Origin of the sequence: Microvirga antarctica (assembly GCF_017921815.1) — a bacterium.
Lineage (GTDB): Bacteria > Pseudomonadota > Alphaproteobacteria > Rhizobiales > Beijerinckiaceae > Microvirga > Microvirga antarctica.
Window position 1 is genome coordinate 194,977 of record NZ_JAGEMM010000001.1, and the last position, 16,217, is coordinate 211,193.

General features: G+C 65.6%; 15 protein-coding genes. 8 read left to right on the forward strand and 7 right to left on the reverse strand.

Annotated features, from left to right (window positions below; genetic code table 11):
- Positions 1-67: 67 nt before the first annotated feature.
- Positions 68-2,311, reverse strand: coding sequence for a DNA topoisomerase IV subunit A (gene parC / locus J4G32_RS01020; protein ID WP_210483138.1), 2,244 nt, complete (start codon positions 2,309-2,311; stop codon positions 68-70).
- A 153-nt stretch (positions 2,312-2,464) separates the two neighbouring features.
- On the reverse strand, positions 2,465-3,205 hold the full coding sequence (recO, locus tag J4G32_RS01025; RefSeq protein WP_210483140.1) for a DNA repair protein RecO: 741 nt from the start codon (positions 3,203-3,205) through the stop codon (positions 2,465-2,467).
- Between the two features lie 943 nt (positions 3,206-4,148).
- On the opposite strand from recO, the gene J4G32_RS21600 reads away from it, so the two are divergent.
- Positions 4,149-5,261: an OmpA family protein gene (locus J4G32_RS21600; protein WP_246504717.1), complete on the forward strand. Its 1,113-nt coding sequence runs from the start codon at positions 4,149-4,151 to the stop codon at positions 5,259-5,261.
- An 18-nt stretch (positions 5,262-5,279) separates the two neighbouring features.
- Here J4G32_RS21600 and era read toward each other — a convergent pair whose 3' ends face one another.
- The 5 genes from era to J4G32_RS01055 all read right to left on the reverse strand — a co-directional run bounded on the left by era (position 5,280) and on the right by J4G32_RS01055 (position 8,947).
- The gene (era, locus tag J4G32_RS01035; RefSeq protein WP_210483150.1) at positions 5,280-6,197 is read right to left on the reverse strand and encodes a GTPase Era; all 918 of its coding nucleotides are present in this window, start codon (positions 6,195-6,197) and stop codon (positions 5,280-5,282) included.
- Entirely contained in the window at positions 6,184-6,894 is a 711-nt protein-coding gene (rnc, locus tag J4G32_RS01040; RefSeq protein WP_210483152.1) for a ribonuclease III, read from the reverse strand. The genes era and rnc overlap by 14 nt, the downstream gene beginning before the upstream one ends.
- Positions 6,895-6,897: 3 nt before the next feature.
- Positions 6,898-7,686, reverse strand: a complete 789-nt coding sequence (lepB, locus tag J4G32_RS01045; protein ID WP_210483154.1) for a signal peptidase I — start codon at positions 7,684-7,686, stop codon at positions 6,898-6,900.
- A gap of 89 nt (positions 7,687-7,775) precedes the next feature.
- Complete coding sequence (acpS, locus tag J4G32_RS01050) at positions 7,776-8,192, reverse strand: holo-ACP synthase (protein ID WP_210483156.1); 417 nt, start codon at positions 8,190-8,192, stop codon at positions 7,776-7,778.
- The gene (locus J4G32_RS01055) at positions 8,189-8,947 is read right to left on the reverse strand and encodes a pyridoxine 5'-phosphate synthase (RefSeq protein WP_210483158.1); all 759 of its coding nucleotides are present in this window, start codon (positions 8,945-8,947) and stop codon (positions 8,189-8,191) included. Before J4G32_RS01055 ends, acpS begins: the two co-directional genes overlap by 4 nt.
- A gap of 388 nt (positions 8,948-9,335) precedes the next feature.
- On the opposite strand from J4G32_RS01055, the gene rpsF reads away from it, so the two are divergent.
- The 7 genes from rpsF (at position 9,336) to radA (ending at position 16,185) form a co-directional block, all read left to right on the forward strand.
- The gene (gene rpsF / locus J4G32_RS01060; RefSeq protein ID WP_210483160.1) at positions 9,336-9,737 is read left to right on the forward strand and encodes a 30S ribosomal protein S6; all 402 of its coding nucleotides are present in this window, start codon (positions 9,336-9,338) and stop codon (positions 9,735-9,737) included.
- A gap of 2 nt (positions 9,738-9,739) precedes the next feature.
- On the forward strand, positions 9,740-10,036 hold the full coding sequence (rpsR, locus tag J4G32_RS01065) for a 30S ribosomal protein S18 (RefSeq protein WP_210483162.1): 297 nt from the start codon (positions 9,740-9,742) through the stop codon (positions 10,034-10,036).
- A 121-nt stretch (positions 10,037-10,157) separates the two neighbouring features.
- Complete coding sequence (locus J4G32_RS01070; RefSeq protein ID WP_210483164.1) at positions 10,158-11,129, forward strand: DUF2232 domain-containing protein; 972 nt, start codon at positions 10,158-10,160, stop codon at positions 11,127-11,129.
- 21 nt (positions 11,130-11,150) lie between these two features.
- The gene (gene rplI, locus J4G32_RS01075; protein ID WP_210483166.1) at positions 11,151-11,714 is read left to right on the forward strand and encodes a 50S ribosomal protein L9; all 564 of its coding nucleotides are present in this window, start codon (positions 11,151-11,153) and stop codon (positions 11,712-11,714) included.
- 402 nt (positions 11,715-12,116) lie between these two features.
- A complete protein-coding gene (locus J4G32_RS01080) occupies positions 12,117-13,610 on the forward strand; it encodes a replicative DNA helicase (protein WP_210483168.1) in 1,494 nt (497 codons plus the stop codon).
- A complete protein-coding gene (gene alr, locus J4G32_RS01085) occupies positions 13,607-14,767 on the forward strand; it encodes an alanine racemase (protein ID WP_210483170.1) in 1,161 nt (386 codons plus the stop codon). Before J4G32_RS01080 ends, alr begins: the two co-directional genes overlap by 4 nt.
- The gene (radA, locus tag J4G32_RS01090; protein ID WP_210483178.1) at positions 14,767-16,185 is read left to right on the forward strand and encodes a DNA repair protein RadA; all 1,419 of its coding nucleotides are present in this window, start codon (positions 14,767-14,769) and stop codon (positions 16,183-16,185) included. Before alr ends, radA begins: the two co-directional genes overlap by 1 nt.
- Positions 16,186-16,217 lie beyond the last annotated feature (32 nt).

A 16,217-nucleotide genomic window follows, 5' to 3' on the forward strand; every position in this document is an offset into this window, starting at 1 on the left:
TCGACGGTGGGGCGATGCCGGGACACGTAGCCCGGCCTCGCCCTGCCGCCCGGCGGATGCCGCAGGCTTAGCCGAACGTGTTGCTCTTCGGGAACCCCTTGGGTGGCAGGCGGCCGGCTTCGGCCCGGTTGCCGATCCAGTCGCGCAGGTCGTCCTTCCCCACCGTCCAGGTGCGGCCGGCCGTGTCCTTCCAGGTGAGCCCGTCGGCAAGCGCAAAGACCTTGGCGTCCGAGATGCCGCCGTCTTTGTAGCGCTGCAGCCGCACCCCTTTGCCTCGCGTCATCTCGGGCACCTGCGTGAGCGGAAACACCACGAGTTTCCGGTTCTCGCCGATGACCGCCACATGGTCGCCCTTCGCCTCCGCGCAGATCACAGCCTTCGCCCCGGCATCCAGATTCAGGATCTGCTTGCCCTTGCGGGTATTGGCCGTGACGTCATCCGTCGGGACAACGAAGCCGCGCCCGTCCGACCCTGCGATGAGAAGCTTTCCGCCCGGCTTGTACGGGAACGTGGCGATGATCGCCGCGCCCTCGTCGAGATCGGCCATCAGCCGGATCGGGTCGCCGAAGCCCCGTCCGCCCGGCAGTTTTGCGGCCTCGATGGTGTAGAAGCGACCATCCGTGGCAACGACCACGATCTTGGCGGTGGTCTCGGTGAAAAACGACGTCCGCAGCTTGTCGTCGCCCTTGAACTGGACCGCCGACAGGTCCGCCACATGGCCTTTCATCGCCCGGATCCAGCCCTTCTCGGAAACGATCACGGTGATGGGCTCCCGTTCGACCATCGCCTCGGCGAAGTCGATCTCCGAGGTGTCGGGGATTTCGGCAAAGCTCGTCCGGCGCTTGCCCAGCGCCGTGTCGGGCCCGAAGGCCTTGCGCACGTCGCGGATTTCGCCCGCCACCGTCTTCCATTGCAGCTTGTCCGAGCCGATCAACTCCTCGATCGAAGCCTTCTCGCCCTGCAATTTGGCCTGCTCGGTCTTGAGCTCCATTTCCTCCAGCCGGCGCAAGGAGCGCAGGCGGGTGTCGAGGATGGCGTTCGCCTGCAATTCGGAGAGCGCGAAGAAGCGCATCAACTCGACTTTCGGCTCGTCCTCCTCGCGGATGATTTTGATCACCCGGTCGAGATCCAGATAGACGATCAGCAACCCGCCCAAAATCTCAAGCCGCCTGTCGATGGCGGCAAGCCGGAACGTGGAGCGCCGGATCAGCACCTCGCGCCGGTGGTCGAGCCATTCGCGCAGGCACTCCACCAGGCTCAGAACCTTAGGCACCTTGCCGCCCGCCAGAACGTTGACGTTCATGGGAATGCGGCTCTCGAGCTCGGTCAGGCGGAAGAGCGATTCCATCAGGATGATCGGGTCCACGGTGCGCGAGCGGGGCTCGAGCACCACGCGGATATCCTCGGCCGATTCGTCCCGCACATCCGCCAGAAGCGGCAGTTTCTTGTCCTGCAGAAGCTCCGCGATCTTCTCGATCAGCCGCGACTTCGGGACTGAGTAGGGGATCTCGGTGATGACGATGTTCCAGGTGCCGCGCCCGGTATCTTCCTTCTCCCAGCGCGCCCTCACCCGGAACGAACCGCGCCCGGTGCGATAGGTCTCGGCGATGGAGGCCGGCGTGTCGACGATGATCCCCCCGGTCGGGAGATCAGGTCCCGGGATGAAAGCCGCGAGGTCGTCGCAGGTCGCGCCCGGCTCCTTGATCATGTGCAGGGCTGCGTCGCACAGCTCGTAGGCGTTGTGGGGCGGGATGGATGTGGCCATGCCCACCGCGATCCCCTGCGAGCCGTTGGCCAGCAGGTTCGGGAAGGCCGCCGGCAGCACGATCGGCTCTTCGTTGGTCTGGTCGTAGGTTTCGCGGAAATCGACCGCGTCCTCGTCGATCCCCTCCAGCAGCAGGCGGGCGACTTCGGTCAGGCGCGCCTCGGTGTAGCGCATGGCGGCCGCGTTATCGCCGTCGATATTGCCGAAATTGCCCTGGCCTTCGACGAGGGGATAGCGCTGGGCGAAATCCTGCGCCATGCGGACGAGGGCATCGTAGATCGATTGGTCGCCGTGGGGATGATACTGGCCCATGACGTCACCGACGACGCGGGCGCATTTCTTCGGCGCGGATTTCGGATCGAGCCGCAACAGCCGCATGGCGTGCAGAATGCGGCGGTGAACGGGTTTCAGCCCGTCCCGCGCATCCGGCAGGGCCCGGTGCATGATCGTCGACAATGCATAGGCGAGATAGCGCTCCTCGAGTGCGTCCTTGAGATTGATATTCTCGATCTCGCCGCCTGTGGGTGGAGTAACCACCTTACCCATGACACTACCTCGCCGGACATCGCGCGACCCGAATCACCGGGCCGGAAAAAGAACAGAACGGAAACCTAGAGGGGTTCGTCCCCTTTGTCGCCATCCGATCGCGGCGCTTGATGCCGCAAGAACGGAGCGGGCGCAAACCAGTATCGGTGCGTGTCAGGCCGCGTCCCCCGTTTCCACGGTGGCGAGAGCCACGAACCGCTGCCGTTCAGCGGGAGCGCTGGCACCCAGCGGCTCGAAAACGTGGCGCTGGAGAAAGTACCCCGTGAGTGCAAACCCGTCGCGCAGATCGTCCGGCGCGGGGCGATTGTCCCGGCTTTGGCCGACGAGGAACCGGGGCAGCCGCAGAAGCCGGTCCCGGAACGGCGCGCCGGCATCGGCGCTGACGGCCGAGCCGCTTTTTGGCGACACATAGACGAGGTCGTGGCGCTGGCCCGTCGCCGCGCAGGCGGACAGGTCCAGCCCGAAGCCGAACTCGGCCAGAATGGAGAGTTCGAACATGACGAAGAGCGGGGGCGCGAGGTCCGGGTCCGTGAGGTTGGCGAGGAGACCCGTCAAGGACTCGTAGAGATCGCGGTGTGGATCCCGCTCGGGAAGTTGCCGAAGGAGATGCGCGAGTGTCGCCAGGCCGAACAGCGCCATGGGCGAGGCCATGAACTCCCCCGCCCGTAACGTCATCCCCTCGATTCGAAAGGTCCCGAGATGCTCGTCCAGCCGCGCGCTCCAGGTGGCGTCGACGATGTTGCCGGGCTGGAGGACCGGCTGCTGGCGCTTGGAGCGGCCGCCATGGACGAGTCCCAGATGCCGGCCGTGCTCGCGGGTCATCAACTCGAGAATCACGCTCGACTCGCCGTGCTTGCGCACGCCGATCACGACGCCTTCGTCACGCCACTGCATTAAATTCCATGGATGTCAGGCTGCCAAGATGCGTCTCAGGAGGGTGTAAGTTTTCTATTTAGATCAATGCCATACGATAAGTTATTCGTCCAACGCACGAGCTTCTGGGCGTCGTTTGAGGAACCATTCAACGGCGTTCGGATTGTCGGGGTTCATGTTCACCACGTCACGAACTGGACCGATGAAACATTCATATCTGCTTTTTGCCTCCACCGCCCTTCCCTTGATGCTTTTCGCGCCGCATGTGACAGCGCAGCCAACGCCCGTTGCGGGCCTCCCCCTCGTGGTCGCTCAAGCGCCGCCACCACCGCCGGCAGCACAGCCTGCCGACGACGCGCAGCCGAATGCAGATGGCCCCCGTCGTCGCGACGGACCGCGGCAGGGCGCGCCCGGCGAACGACGTCCTGGCGCAGACGGCCAGGAGATGCAGCGTCCCGGCCGTGACGGCCCCAGGGGCGCGCCCAACGCTCCGCAGGACATACAGCGCCCTGAGCGCGACGCCCCTCGCGGTGGCGCCGACGCGCCGCAGAGGCCCCGCGATCAGTCACCGCCGGCCGAGCGCCCCGTAGCCCCTCCGGCGACAGCCCCGAACCCTGCGGCCCAACCGCCCCGACCGGCTCCCAACGCCGATCAACCCGAGCGCCCCGCAGCCCGCCCGCCGCAGGCGCAGGAGCGGCCTCAACCGCCGGTCCCAGGCCAGCCTCCCCGCCCGGTTCAGCCGGACCGTGGGACTGCGCCTCCGCCGCCCCCGGCCGTCGCACCGCCCTCGCCTCCCGCGCAGATTGTGCCTGAGCCAAATCGCCAGAGGCAGCCTGATGCGCCACGCGATGTCGCACCGCCCCAGGCCGCGCCCATCCCCGGCAATCCTCCGCCCCCGCCCAGCGCCGCTCCGCCCGCGCCGCGTCCCTCCCAGATGGACGCTCCCGGGGCTCCGTCGCCCTCCATGCGCCCACCGCGTGATCGCGGACAGCCGGGCGTCCCGCCCATTCCGCCCGGCGCCGTTCGCGGGCCGGATGGCCGCCTGATGGCTCCGCCGGACGGTCCGGGCGCTCCGCCTCCGTCCATGCGTGGCCCTGCCCCTGCAATGCAGCCGAATGCGGCACGCGGCCCTGACGGGCGGCTCCTGCCGCCACCCGATTTCGCCGACAGGCGGATGGAGGATCTGCGCGGTGACCGTCGGCAGCGCACGGAAGATGGCGGTCGTCGCATCATCATCGAGGAACCGGGCAACCGCACCATCGTTCGCCAGGGCGACCGCATGATCATCCGCCACGACGAATCCGAACGCTTCCGCCGCACCTATGGCGATGCGGACGTGCGGGTCGAGCGCCGCGACGGCAATAATTTCACCGTCATCCGCCGTCCGGATGGGAGTGAGATCGTCACCGTGGTCGACCAGAACGGCAACCTCGTCAGGCGCATCCGCCGGGAAGGCGGTCGCGAGGTGGTGCTCATCGACAACCGGCGCGGCAATCGGCCGGATCGGGGGTACTTCGTGCAGGATGTCCTGCGCCTGCCCCCGCCGGTGATCAGCATTCCGCGGGAGCAGTACATCGTCGATGTGGAGGATGCGTCGCAGGAGGAGCTTTACGAGGCCTTTGAGGCGCCCCCGGTCCAGCGTCTCGACCGCGCCTATACCCTCGACGAGGTGCGTCAGAGCCAGCCGCTCCGCGATCGCATGCGTCGGGTCGATCTCGACACGATCACGTTCGATTTCGGCTCGTGGAATCTGCCGGAAGAGCAGGTCGGCGCCATGACGGGGATCGCGGAGGCCATCAAGCGGACCCTGTCCCAGAACCCGAACGAGATCTTTCTCGTGGAGGGCCATACTGATGCCGTGGGGTCGGATGAGGACAATCTCAGCCTGTCGGATCGTCGGGCCGAGACAGTTGCGACGGTGCTGACGCAGCGGTTCGGGATCCCCGCCGAGAACCTCACCACGCAGGGCTACGGCGAGCAGTATCTGAAGGTGAATACCACGGCTGCGGAGCGTCAGAACCGGCGCGCGACCCTCCGTCGGATCACGCCCCTGCTGCAGGGCAGCAACGCCCGCTAACGACGAAATAGGGCTGGACTACCCGCCGCGCGGGAACTCCAGCCCCATCTCGCGATAACGCTCGGGGTCGTCGCCCCAGTTTTCGCGGACCTTGACGAACAGGAACAGGTGAACGGGCGCCTCGGCGATTTCCGCGATTTCCTTGCGGGCCGACTGGCCGATCGCCTTGATGGTCTGACCGCCCTTGCCCAGCACGATCTTGCGCTGGCTGTCGCGCTCGACGAAGACCGTCTGCTCGATACGGATCGAGCCATCCGGCCGCTGTTGCCACTGGTCGGTTTCGACAGTGGATTGGTAAGGCAATTCCTCGTGCAGCCGCTCGTAGATCTTTTCGCGCGTAATTTCGGCCGCCAGCATCCGCAACGGCGCATCCGAGATCTGGTCTTCCGGATAGAGCCAGTGGCCCTCCGGCATCAGTTCCGCCAGATGAGTCTTGAGCTTCGCAAGACCGTCGCCTTTGAGGGCCGAGATCATGAAGGTATCGGTGAATGGCACCTTCTCGTTGACGGCGGCCGCCAGTGCCAGAAGGCGCGAGCGCTCGATGAGATCGATCTTGTTGAGGATCAGGATCTTGGGCCGCTTCACCTCCGGCAGCTTTTCCAGAATGGCCTCGGCCTCCTCGTCGATGCCCTTGCGGGCATCGAGCAGGAGCGCCACGACGTCAGCGTCGCTGGCCCCGCCCCAGGCCGATGTCACCATCGCGCGGTCGAGGCGGCGCTTGGGTTTGAAGATGCCAGGCGTGTCCACGAAAATAATCTGCGCCGTGCCCTCGATGGCAATGCCGCGCACCAGGACGCGGGTCGTCTGGACCTTGCGCGAGACGATGGAGACCTTTGATCCGACCAGCGCATTGAGGAGGGTCGATTTTCCGGCATTCGGAGCCCCGATCAACGCCACGAACCCGGCCTTTGTCTTGGTATGCTCAGGTGTCGCCATGGGTTTCCTCCGTCCACACGCCTTCCCGAAGGAGAAGACGCCGTGCTGCCGCTTGTTCGGCGATGCGTTTCGACGCGCCGAGCCCGAACTCGCTCTCGGCATCTTTGACTCTCACCACAACCCGGAATTTCGGGGCGTGGTCCGGCCCGGTTTGTTCGACGACGCCATAGACCGGTGTCGGCAATCCGCGCCCCTGCGCCCATTCCTGCAACGCGCTCTTCGGGTCGCGCATGGCCCGTTGCGGCGCCGTCAGCTTGTCGACGAAGGCCCGCCCGATCAGGGCCTTGGCGACATCATAACCGCCATCGAGAAACACCGCCCCGATGATCGACTCGCAGACGTCGGCCAGGATGGCGGGGTTGCGGCGCTCGCCGGACTGCGCCTCGCCGGCGCCGATCCGTAAGTGCGGTCCCACATCCCATGCCAGCGCCGTTTCGGCGCAGCTCTCGCGGCGCACGAGTTCGGCCAGACGACGGGAGAGCTCGCCCTCGGGGGCGGTCGGAAAGCTTTCGAACAGGAGTTCTGAAATCGCAAGGCCCAGCACCCGGTCCCCGAGAAACTCCAGGCGCTGATAGCTCTTGCCGTTTCCATTCGGCGCGCTGACATGGGTCAGGGCCTCCGTCAGCAGCTCCGCGTTCTTGAATCGGTATCCAAGCCGCTCGATCAGGATTTCAGGACTGGGCGCGCGGCGGGCCACGTCTCAGCGGATCCGCTCGAACATCCGGTCCCACCGGATATGCGTGGGCCATTCCCACGGGCGCCACAGGGAGGAATTTTCGTCGATGGAGAAGAAAATGATCTCCGCCCGGCCGACGAGGTTCTCGAACGGCACCTCGCCGACATTCGCATCGTCCCGGGAATCCGTGGAATTGTCGCGGTTGTCGCCCATCATGAAAAAGTGGTCCGGCTTGACCGTGTAGACTTCGGTGTTGTCCCAGTAGCCCCGGTCGCCGTCGCGCTCGATGACGAAGTGGGAGGTCCCCTCGGGGAACGTCTCCTTGTACATGGGCACCGAAACAGTCCGGCCGTAGAGATCGGTGGTCTTGTAATCCTCGACCCGCTCCCGCTGCACGGGCTTGCCGTTGATGTGCAGCAAGCCCCCGATCACCTGGATCTTGTCGCCGGGCAGCCCGATCACGCGCTTGATGTAATCGGTCGAATTGTCCTTGGGCAGCTTGAACACGACGATGTCGCCGCGCTTGGGCTGCGACCCGAAGATCCGGCCGTTGAAAAGCGGCGGCCCGAACGGAATCGAGTATTTCGAATAGCCGTACGAATATTTGGACACGAACAGATAGTCGCCGATCAGCAGGGTCGGGATCAGGGATCCGGACGGAATGTTGAAGGGCTGGAACAGGATCGTCCGGACGAGGACGGCGATCAGCAGGGCCTGGATGATGACCTTGACGGTCTCCCACAGTCCCCCCTCGTCCTTTTTGACGCTGTCGCCGACGTATTTCTTGGCGTTTTCGCTCACGGTGTCGTCCATGCTTGAGAGATGCGCGGCGAAGCTCCACGCCGACCAGTCGGCCGGGGTCTAGCCCAAGGCGCAGCGGGCTGCAACGCGACGGATCACCTTTATCGTCCCGGTTGAGACGATAAGGGAAGAGCCTCGATGATCACGAAGGCCTGCGCCGTGGGAGGATCGTCGGTCAGCGAAACGTGAATGACGGCCTCATGGCCCTCCGGAGTCAGGGCTTCGAGACGTCTCAGGGCACCGCCGAACAGCCGGAAGGTCGGCCGCCCCGAGGGCAGATTGACGATTTCCATGTCCCGCCAGAACACCCCGTGGCTCAACCCGGTGCCAAGCGCCTTGGCGCAGGCCTCCTTGGCGGCGAAGCGGCGGGCGTATGAGGGCGCGCGGGCGGCGCGCCGGTCGCTTCGCGCCCGCTCGATCTCGGTGAAGATGCGATGGGTGAAGCGTTCGCCGAACCGCTCGAGCGAGCGTTCGATCCGCCTGATGTCGCAGAGGTCCGAGCCGATCCCCACGATCATCGAAAGGCCCGCGCGCGGCCTTCGTCCATGGTGGCGCGCATGGCTTTGACGGCTTCGTCCAGGCCGAGGAAGATCGCCTCGCCGATGAGAAAATGTCCGATATTGAGCTCCGCGATTTCCGCGATTGCCGACACAGTCCGGGCCGTGTCGAAATTGAGCCCGTGGCCGGCATGGATCTCGAGACCGAGGCGCGCCCCATGCGCGGCAGCGTTCCGCAACCGCGCGAGCTCGTGAGCCTCGCGGTCAGGATCGCCCTCCGCCACAGCCTCGCAATAGGTTCCGGTGTGGAGCTCGACAACGGCCGCCTCGAGGGCGCGGGCCGCCTCCATGACGGCAATGTCAGGCTCGACGAACAGCGAGACCCGAATTCCGCTGCCGGCGAGTTCCCGGATTGCCGGACGCAGATGATCGTGGCCGCCGATGATGTCGAGGCCGCCCTCCGTCGTGCGCTCCTCGCGCTTCTCCGGCACGAGGCAGGCCGCGTGGGGTCTCAGTGCTAGGGCGAGCCCGATCATCTCGGAGGTCGCCGCCATCTCGAAGTTCAAGGGAACGAAGAGCTGCCGCTTCAGCCGCTCCATGTCGAGGTCGCGAATATGCCGTCGGTCCTCCCGCAGATGCGCCGTGATGCCATCCGCACCGGCCAAAACAGCAAGGTGAGCCGCGCGGATAGGATCGGGATAGGGCCCGCCACGGGCGTTTCGCACCGTGGCCACATGATCGATGTTCACGCCGAGGCGGATCGGAGGAGCTTTCATCTGGATTTTCTATCCCACCCGATCCTGTTGCCCAAGCCCTGTTGCGGCGATTGCCGCATCTGTGAAGATGACGGACGGTCGACTGTGAAGAATGCGGCCAAGCAGTCTCCCGCGTGCGACCTTGAACCGTTGCGAAGTCCTTGCCTTCCGGGACCATCGGCGCTATAGGCCCACTTCGCGTTCGCTCCGGCCGGGGGCTAAACGGACGGCATGGCTTGCCATGCAGGAACTTGTCGGTTCCGTCGTCCCGTGTCTCCGCCTTCGACAACCGCTCGGGCCTTGCAGGCTCGAAGGGCTTGGCGCCGAACGAATCGCGATCGAACCGGCCCGCTTCACGCTTCTTCTCGAGCCGTGTCGGGCTTGAACTCAAACCTGAGAAAGGCCCCATATGCCTCTCTATGAGCATATCTTTATGGCTCGCCAGGACGTTACGTCCCAGCAGGTCGAGGCGATGGTCGACACCTACAAGTCGATTATCGAGCAGAACGGCGGCAAGGTCGACAAGACCGAGATGTGGGGCGTCAAGTCCCTCGCCTACCGGATCCGCAAGAACCGCAAGGCTCACTTCACGCTCTTCAACATCGACGCTCCCGCCCCGGCGGTCGCCGAGATGGAGCGCCAGATGAGCATCAGCGAAGACATTCTCCGCTTCCTGACCATCCGCGTCGAAGAACTCGACGCCGAGCAGTCGGTGATGATGCAGAAGCGTGACCGCGACGATCGCAAGGACCGCGAACGGCGTGACCGCGATGGCGGCGGATTCGAATCCGGCCCAGGCGAGGAGGCATAATCATGGCATTCGGTACTGGTGGTAGCAGCGGTGGCGGTGGCGGCGGCGGTGGCGGCGGCGGTGGCGGTGGCGGCGGACGTCGTCCTTTCTTCCGTCGGCGTAAGACTTGCCCCTTCTCGGGCGAAGGCGCACCGAAGATCGACTACAAGGACACCAAGCTCCTGTCGCGCTACATTTCCGAGCGTGGCAAGATCGTTCCTTCGCGCATCACGGCCGTGTCGGCCAAGAAGCAGCGCGAGCTCGCTCAGGCGATCAAGCGCGCCCGCTTCCTGGGCCTCCTGCCCTACGTGATCCGCTAATAACCTTCGGACGGGCCGCCTTCGCGCGGCCCGTTCCTCCACGTCGCCCGGCGGTGCGAACCCTCCGGGACAGTTGGGGCGAAGCCCCTAACCCTGCGTAAAGCAGCGGGACAGCGAGACCATGAATTTCATTCTCACAGGCATTGGCGCGGGCCTCGTCTCGGCCCTTCTGACAGCGGTGGTCATCAAGGCCACGCCGCTGGCCGCCGTCCTGTATCTGCTGGCACCCATTCCCGTCCTGATCGTCTCGCTCGGTTGGAATCACCGCGCCGGGCTCGTGGCTGCGGCGGTCGGCGGGCTCGCCATTGCGATGTTTATCTCTCCCCTCAGCGGCGTGGGGTTCGTGGTGGTCACGGCCCTTCCAGCCTGGTGGCTGTCCTACCTCGCCCTGCTCGGGCGACCGGGCAAGGACGGCACCATCGAATGGTATCCGGTCGGCCGGCTGCTGGCGTGGATCGCGGGAACCGCGACCGTCACCATCGTGTCAGCCGGGATCATTTCGACCGGCGGCGATTATGCCACCTTCCACCAGAATGCCCGGTCGGTCTCGCAGGCCTTCGTGAACCTCCAGTTTCCACAGGGTGGCGCAGGCGGGATCGACGCCGAGACGCGTGAAGGCGTCGTCGACTGGATCGCGCGCGCGACTCCATTCCTGTCGGCGCAGGGCTTCACCCTCGTCCTGACGGTCTATCTGTACACGGCCGGCAAGATCGTCTCGATCTCCAAGCGGCTGCCGCGGTCCTGGCCGGATATTTCGCAGTTGCGGATGCCGAGAGCCACCGTCGGCCTGCTTGTCGCCGGCGGCGTGCTGGCTTTCCTGATGACGACCAGCTTCATCGGCGTGCTGGGCATCGCGCTTGCCGGCGCGCTGCTGACCGCCTTCGCCCTGCAGGGACTCGCTATCATTCACAACCGCTCCCGGGGCAGGGCCTTTCGCCCGATGATCCTCACGGGCGTCTACGTGCTGCTGTTTCTGACCCAGGGCATCCTGATGATCGCCCTGTCCCTTTTCGGCCTTGCCGATACCCTCTTCGGATTCCGCCGGTCGACCGGCGCGGGTCCGACCCTTCCGCAACCCCCATTGTCTGCCTAAGACCAAACACAGGAGATACCCATGGACGTCATCCTTCTCGAACGCGTCGCCAAACTCGGCCAGATGGGCGAAAAAGTGAAAGTGCGCGACGGCTACGCGCGCAACTTCCTGCTCGCCCGCGGCAAGGCGCTGCGCGCCACCAAGGCGAACACCGAGCATTTCGAAAAGCAGCGCGCCCAGCTTGAGGCCCGCAACCTCGAGCGCCGCAAGGAAGCTGAAGGCGTCGGCGAGACCCTCGACGGTCAGAGCTTCACCATCATCCGCCAGGCCGGCGAAACCGGCGTGCTCTACGGTTCGGTCTCGACCCGCGACCTCGCCGAGACCATCTCGGCCCAGGGCGTCTCGGTCGATCGCAACCAAATCGCCATCAACGCCCCGATCAAGACCCTCGGCCTGCACACGGTGCCGGTTTCGCTGCATCCGGAAGTGGAAGTGCACGTGACCATCAACATCGCCCGCAGCCCTGAAGAGGCCGAGCGTCAGGCCCGCGGCGAAGCCGTGTCGACCCGCGAGGAAATGAACCTCGACGATCTCGGCCTGGAAGTCGGCGCAGCACTGGCGGAAGCCGGCGACGTCGAAATGTAAGACCCGCGCCTCTCGCGCGACCAGAAGCCGCCCCGGCACGGCCCGGGGCGGCTTTTTTTGTGACTTGAAGAAACGAACGGCGCTTGTTCGCCCTTTCCGCAGCGGTTCCGACACTTGCAAGCGTTCTCTTTATGTTCTATTTTGCAGCCAAGACGATTCGTCAGAGAAGTTGGCTGGGTGTTTGCGAACGGTTCGAGTCAAGCACTTCATCCACCCGGGGCGCTCGCGTGTGGGTAATGAGGACAACGCGTAAAAAACGCGCGGATGACGATGAAGTCGGACGCTGTGGCCATAGGGTCATCTCCGGCCGTGCGAAACTCACCTAAAGACGACGGGCCTTGGTGAGTCGACAGGTTCGCCTTTACCGTCCGCACGTCCCCTTCCCTCGTACCGGAGCACCTGATGGCCAGCGCCAATGCCCTGATCGCCCGCATCGATGCCGCCGTCCCGGAATACCGGGCGTCGCCGAGCAACATCGATGCCGAGCAGGCTCTTCTCGGCGCCATTCTGGTGAACAACGACGCGTATTATCGCGTGTCTGATTTCCTTGAGGCGGGCCACTTCTTCGAGGACCTGCACCGGCGGATCTATGAGGTCGGGACCAGCCTCATCAAGGCGGGCAAGGTTGCCACCCCGATCACCATGAAAACCTTCCTGGGCGACCAGGATCTCGGCGGCGTCACCGTCTCGCAATATCTCGCGCGCCTTGCCGCCGAGGCGACGACGGTCATCAACGCGGAGGATTACGGCCGGACGGTCTACGATCTGGCGATCCGCCGCAACCTCATCGGCATCGGCGAGGATCTGGTCAACGTCGCCTATGACGCACCGGTGGAGACCTCGCCCCGCGACCAGATCGAGGAGGCCGAAAGGCGGCTCTACGAACTGGCCGAGACGGGGCGCTACGATGGCGGTTTCCAGCGCTTCTCGGAGGCCCTCACCCACGCCATCGACATGGCGGCGGCGGCCTACAAGCGCGAAGGCAAGCTGTCCGGCGTCTCGACCGGGCTCGTCGACATGGACCGGACGCTCGGCGGCCTGCAGGCTTCCGACCTCGTGATTCTCGCGGGTCGTCCGGCCATGGGCAAGACCTCGCTGGTGACGAACATCGCGTTCAACATCGCCAAGGTCTACGAGGCCGAGAAGCAGCCCGACGGGACCATGAAGACCATCAATGGCGGGATCGTCGGATTCTTCTCGCTGGAAATGTCGGCCGAGCAGCTGGCAACCCGCATCATCGCCGAGCAATCGGGCGTGCCGTCCTACAAGATCCGCCGCGGCGACATGCGCGAGGACGATTTCTACAAGATCACCGAGGCTGCCCGCGAGATGCAGTCGATCCCGTTCTACATCGACCAGACCGGCGGCATCTCCATCGCGCAGCTTGCCGCGCGCGCCCGGCGGCTCAAGCGCCAGCGCGGCCTCGACGTGCTGATCGTGGATTACCTCCAGCTGCTGTCCGGATCGGCCAAGAAGGGCGAGAACCGGGTCCAGGAACTGACCGAGATCACCACCGGGCTGAAGGCGCTGGCCAAGGAACTGGCGGTGCCGGTCATTGCCCTGTCCCAGCTCTCGCGGCAGGTCGAATCCCGCGACGACAAGCGGCCCCAGCTCTCGGACCTGCGTGAATCAGGCTCGATCGAGCAGGACGCCGACGTGGTCATGTTCGTCTACCGCGAGGAATACTACCTCAAGAACAAGGAGCCCAAGCCGGGCACGGAGGAATACTTCAAGTGGCAGGCCGAAATGGACCAGGTCCACGGCAAGGCCGAGGTGATCATCGGCAAGCAGCGCCACGGCCCGACGGGGACGATCCAGCTCGCCTTCCAGGCTGACATCACACGGTTTACGAACCTCGCCGAAGAAGACAAACTTCCCGAACGGATGGGCGATTGAGCACGACACGACCCGACCCCGCGGGGCCCGTCGACGACGACGCGGCCGGGGGCATTCTTCACATCGATCTTGCCGCCCTGGCGGCGAACTGGCGCTTGCTGCGCGATGCCGCCGGAGGCGCCGAGGCGGCGGCCGTCGTCAAGGCCAACGCCTACGGCATCGGCATCGAGCAGGCCGTGCCGACGCTCGCCCGCGCGGGATGCGCGAGCTTCTTCGTCGCCCATCTCTCGGAGGCGATCCGTGCGCGAGCGGTTGCGCCCGAGGCCACCATCTACGTGCTGAACGGGCTGTTCCCCGGCACGTCGCCTCATTATCGCGCGCACCGCCTTCGCCCGGTTCTCGGATCTTCGGGAGAGATCGACGAATGGGCGGGCTTCTGCCGGGCTCAGTCCGAAGCGCTTCCGGCAGCGCTCCACGTGGATACCGGCATGAACCGCCTCGGGCTCGGCATCCCGGAAGGCATGACGCTCAAGGACAATCCGCATCTGGCGGATTTCGCGCCGAGCCTTCTGATGAGTCATTTCGTCGGCGCCGAAGAGAACGAGAACCCGCTCAACGCCCGCCAGGTCGAGGCGTTTTCGGCCCTCCGCGAGACGCTGCCGGGCATTCCGGCCTCGCTGTCGAACTCGTCCGGCATCTTCCTGCGGGACAATCCGCAATTCGATCTCGTGCGACCCGGCTACGCGCTCTATGGCGGGAACCCCACCCCCTACGCCGACAATCCGATGAACCCGGTCGTGGGCCTCGAGGTGCGCGTCGTCCAGATCCGAACGATCGAAGCGGGCGAGACGGTGGGTTACAACGGACGCTGGGTTGCCAATGATCGCCGCCGCGTCGCGACCCTGTCGGTCGGCTATGCGGATGGTTATCCGCGGGCAGCGAGCGGGCGCGGCGCCAGCGGTGAGACGATGCTGTCCGGCATGGCCCTGGTGGCTGGGCATTCCTGCCCCTTCGCCGGCAACGTGTCGATGGACCTGATCATTGTCGACATCACCGACGTGCCCGACGGCGCAATCGCCCGGGGCGATTGCGTCACGCTGATCGGTGGCGATCTCACCATCGATGAGGTGGGACGTCGCGCGGGCACCATCGGCTACGAGATCCTCACCAATCTGGGCGCGCGCTATGCCCGGCAATACCGCGAGGCGGCGCCCTGATGGCCAAACGTCAACCGACCTTTGCCTGCCAGGCCTGCGGCGCCGTCACCAATCGCTGGAAGGGCAAGTGCGAAGCCTGCGGCGGCTGGAACACCATCGTCGAGGAAACCGGCGCCATGAGCCCGATGGCCGGCCCTGTCGCGACGCGGCCATCCCGCGCAAAGGGCCGGATCTTCGCGCTGGAAGGACTGTCGGGCGAGACAAAGGAAGCGCCGCGCATGCCGTCCGGCATCGGCGAACTCGACCGGGTCACCGGCGGCGGCTTCGTGCACGGTTCCGTGATCCTCATCGGCGGCGATCCGGGCATTGGGAAGTCGACCCTGCTGACGCAGGCCTCCGCCGCGCTCGCGAACCAGGGGCATCGGGTCGCGTATATTTCGGGCGAGGAGGCGGTAGCCCAGGTGCGACTTCGGGCCGAGCGCCTGGGACTCGGCCAGTCGCCCGTTGAACTCGCATCGGAGACCAATGTCGAGGACATCATCGCCACCCTGTCGCAAGGGCGTCCGCCAGCATTGGCGATCATCGACTCGATCCAGACCATGTGGACCGAAACCGTGGAATCGGCCCCCGGCACGGTGACCCAGGTCCGCGGGAGCGCCCAGGCGCTGATCCGCTTCGCCAAGACCACCGGCACGGTGGTCATCCTTGTGGGCCACGTCACCAAGGACGGCCAGATCGCCGGCCCCCGGGTGGTGGAGCACATGGTCGACGCGGTGGTGTCGTTCGAAGGCGATGGCGGCCACCATTTCCGCATCATGCGCGCGGTCAAGAACCGCTTCGGGCCGACCGATGAGATCGGCGTGTTCGAGATGTCGGACCAGGGCCTGCGCGAGGTGACGAACCCGTCCGAGCTGTTTCTCGCCGGGCGCGACCTTGCCACGCCCGGCACCGCCGTGTTTGCCGGAATGGAGGGCACCCGCCCGGTTCTCGTCGAGATTCAGGCCCTGGTAGCGCCCTCCTCGCTCGGTACCCCGCGCCGGGCTGTCGTCGGGTGGGACCAGAGCAGGCTCTCCATGGTGCTGGCGGTGCTGGAGGCCCATGGCGGGCTGCGGCTCGGACAGCACGACGTGTATTTGAATGTTGCGGGAGGCCTGCGGATTTCGGAGCCGGCTGCAGATCTTGCGGCGGCCGCCGCGCTCATCTCGTCCATGTCGGGGGCGGCGCTTCCCAACGATACGGTCTATTTCGGCGAACTCGGCCTGTCGGGAGCCATTCGGCCCGTTGCGCAGGCGGCCGCCCGCCTCAAGGAGGCGGCAAAACTCGGCTTTGCCACCGCCGTGATGCCCAATCCGCGGGGCGACGCGAAGGAACGGATGCCGCTTGCCGCGTCGTCCATGGGACACATCACGGATCTCGTCGCCGGCATCGCCGCCAGTCGTCCGCGGGGAAAACCCGCCCTCCGGCGTTCGGAAGGGTGACGGATGCGATTCTTGAAGCTATACACGCCTCG